Consider the following 3,311-nt stretch of genomic DNA (forward strand, 5'->3'; position numbering starts at 1 on the left):
CTGCTTTTGCGGGGGCGTTTTTTTGTGCGGGAACCTAGCTTCCCGATGCAAAATAGGGGTATCCGTGGGTTCCTTTTTCAGCCTCGCGCCGGCCTTTCCGGTCGGGGGCACCCTTCCCGGCGGAGTGCCGCTCCCCTCACGAACCTTTCAGCCGCCTTGGGCCAGTCCACGGGGGCGATCTTGAGGAGCTGGCAGGCATCCAGTAGCAGGGCCACTGCGGAGTCATGGAAAGTGTCGTAGAGTTCAAAGAGGGCCGGGAAGTCACCAACCTGCCCCCTGTCACCACAACTCCCCTTGCCCCCCGTTCTACGGGGGGTTGGGGGGTTGGTGGGAATCAGCACGTATCCCGGGCCGTATTCGCTTGGTTGCAGCCGGAGGGAGTATCCCAATTCCCAGAGCTTGTGAAGCAGTAACCAGCCGCCCACTTCCTCTTTGTGTGCCCGCAGGAGGGCCAGCTCGTCTTTGGTCAAGGCCTCCGGAGTCACGTGGAAGTGAAGTTCTCCACGTTCCCACGTGACGGATACTCCGGGGCGGTTCAGCACATGCAAGATGCCTTCGGAGGGAGTTCCGCAGAGATTCACCCGCTGGCCCACGGTCGGGGCGGTCACCCTGCCAGCGGAAGATTCCCTCTGAGTGGTGGTACAATCTAACCACGCCAGTGGGTCGAGAGAGTTTCTCATAATTTCTTCCCTCTTACTTCTGGTTTCCGCATTTCCGCTAGTCGTAAGTATTGTTGGGACAATGACTTAAATGGAAAGTGCCGCGAATTTCCGCTAGTTTCCGCTTTTCGGCTAGCTGCCACGTTCGTGCCTTGTGGAAATGCCGAAAGTAGTGGAAAGTAATGCCACTTTCCGCTTTAATTGCGTTCATTTCACAACTTGCGCCTAGCGGAAAGTGAGAAACGGGGAGGAAGCAAAAACTTTTTCTGGTTCAGGGAGCACACCCCGGCCGTGGTATTCCCCGATGATTCTCCAGGTGGCCGACTTAGGCCCTCCTCCGGGGGATACTTGCTCAATTGCTCCCTGTTCTGCTAGGGCGCGGAGGGCCTGTCGTGTCCACTGTGGGGTCATGCCCCCGATGTCGGCCGCCTCCCTAGTGGAGAACTCCCCGTCCCCGACAGCCGCTTTTAGTTTTTCAAGCAAGCGTTCAAATGACGTGTGCACCTCCCGCCCCAGCAACCGAGCGGCGGGCCGTTGCAGTAGTCGATAGGCCACGTAGTAATCCGCTGGGTCGGCGATGATCGCCTCGCCATCCCGCTCGCGCTGGAATTGATGGGCCACCGCACTCGCTCGAATCAGTGCCACACAATGCCTCGCGATACGCCGGCATTCGGGCCTGTCCGCCGGGAATTTCTCAGCGAGTTGCTCTGCAAACGGGATCACGACCTGCGGCGGATGGCTGCCGATGAGCCGCTGAAAAGCCCAATGCTTCGCAATGATCATTTCAGAATTTTTGCTTTGCGGGTTGCTTGCGTCGCTGAACAGCTTACTGATCACCAGCCGGGTCTGTTCCTCCGAGTCGTCGGAGTTCAAGATCAGCATCCGCGACGCGTCCTCATCAAGAAGTTTGCTTTTCGTCGTGGATTCGCAAAACGCGACGGGGCCTTCCTGAATGACCACTTCCGTGGTCATCTGCCCATCCGGCCCGCGAGTGGCGACCGCCTTGACGAGCCGCCCTTCGCTGACCAGCTCTCGCCAGCTCCGGTTGGCGTCCACCACCTCGGGTGTTTCCCCCTGTGGGCGTTCTCCCAGGACCACGAAGCGATGACGCAGGCTTCCCGGGGGAAGATAAAACCAACTGTTCGGGCTGGCCTGAGTCAACTTGATTGTCGCTTCGGGAGGGAAGAGCGCGCCCACTTTCTGTAAGACATGCGATTTGCCGCTGGACGTGGGACCCACGATAACCGCAGCCAACGGGCTCGCCAGCAAGCGGCTGACGCCAACAAGCCATACAGTGAGCGACGTTTCCGCCTCTCCGGCAACACCCAGTGTGCAAATGTCCTGATAAACCTCCCGGAGTAATTCGGGGCTGTTTGCCATCCGCTCCGCCTCGGTGACGATCTCCGGGGGCGTCTTTTCTATCTCACGGCGGGCGATTTCAAAGGGATCCGGGGAGTTGCCGTTGCCGCGGGCTGCCTGCTCTGCCGCCGCTTTATCCGCTTCATCGGCTAGGTTGAGAAGCATGCCCTCGAACGCACGGGCTAACTCCTGTCCCGGGCGCTGAAGCGTCTGCCCTAATCCCTCGAAAAAACGTTTGCGAGCGTTTGCGTTGTCAACATCAACTTTGTCACGGAACACTTCCGCCCCATTTTCCAAGACCATGACGAGTCTGCGGGCGGACCCGTTATGGGGAGTTACAACAAAATTCAGTGGACTCATTTGCGAAACCTCCTGTGATGAGCGATGGCGCGTGACCAGGCCCGATAAAACGCAGGTGGAAGAGGAATTGGGCCGGTGGGATACTTTGAAATGGACTTTGCGATGGCCAGCACTTCCCGCTCGGGAAGAGGCGGGCGACAACGAATCTGATTGGCCGCCAAAAGAGCGGCTGCTATCTCATCCTGCGAAAATCCCAGCCGACGAAGCTTCCCGGCCAGTCGAGTAAGGCCGACGTTTCTTTCGCCTTCGCAAAGGATTGAACCCTCCCGGGCTATTTCCTCGGCGGACTTAGGATCGGGGGCGTGTTCGATGGCCTTCGCGGCGGCTTTGAGAGCTGCGTCCAGCCACTCCGGCGGCGGGGGGAGTTGGTCGATCGGAACGATCGGCCGAATCCATCGGTAGCTCTTGCCGTTGACACTCGACGGCGGGGCTACCACATAGCCACGGGGGCCTTTCGTATCGACCCCCGGGGCAATCACCGCGACCGAGTTTGGCCAGTTTGCTTTGAAGTAAAGATGAAAACCACCGCGCGGGGTTTGGACCAACGGGCATCCCGTGGCCTTCAGGTCCTGCCGGCGCTGGTCACCCGGCCAACCGGCCTCCAGGGCGGCGGGGTCGATGTCCAAAACCGAGAAGCCATCTCCGGTTGCTATGCCCCAATTGCACCCCGGAAACTCTGCCAGCCACTGGCGGACAGTCGCCTCGTCGCGGGCGGCCTGTTCCGGCCATCCTGGTAGGAGTGGACGCTTACTTCCGCAGTGAAGAGGGTGGACCCGGTAGCCCAGGCGTAGGTAGGTGAACAAAACTTGGCTCACGGGACGCTCCTTTCCAGGCAAACTGGGGTTGCGTCCACGCGGCCCAGAACCTAAAATATGAACGGCGGTTTAGGTTGTGGGGGTGGACGCACCCCACGGCGGCGGCGTCGGTCACTGG

At 59.8% G+C, this 3,311-nt stretch carries 3 protein-coding genes; all 3 read right to left on the reverse strand.

The window, feature by feature from the left end:
- Nucleotides 1-77 precede the first annotated feature (77 nt).
- The 3 genes from H5U08_RS13480 to H5U08_RS13490 all read right to left on the reverse strand — a co-directional run bounded on the left by H5U08_RS13480 (nt 78) and on the right by H5U08_RS13490 (nt 3,193).
- A complete protein-coding gene (locus H5U08_RS13480; RefSeq protein ID WP_297034027.1) occupies nt 78-680 on the reverse strand; it encodes a hypothetical protein in 603 nt (200 codons plus the stop codon).
- Nucleotides 681-884: 204 nt separating this feature from the next.
- Nucleotides 885-2,378, reverse strand: a complete 1,494-nt coding sequence (locus tag H5U08_RS13485; protein WP_297034030.1) for a hypothetical protein — start codon at nt 2,376-2,378, stop codon at nt 885-887.
- Entirely contained in the window at nt 2,375-3,193 is an 819-nt protein-coding gene (locus H5U08_RS13490; protein ID WP_297034033.1) for a bifunctional DNA primase/polymerase, read from the reverse strand. Before H5U08_RS13490 ends, H5U08_RS13485 begins: the two co-directional genes overlap by 4 nt.
- Nucleotides 3,194-3,311 lie beyond the last annotated feature (118 nt).

Source organism: Thermogutta sp. (assembly GCF_014359955.1).
Lineage (GTDB): Bacteria > Planctomycetota > Planctomycetia > Pirellulales > Thermoguttaceae > Thermogutta.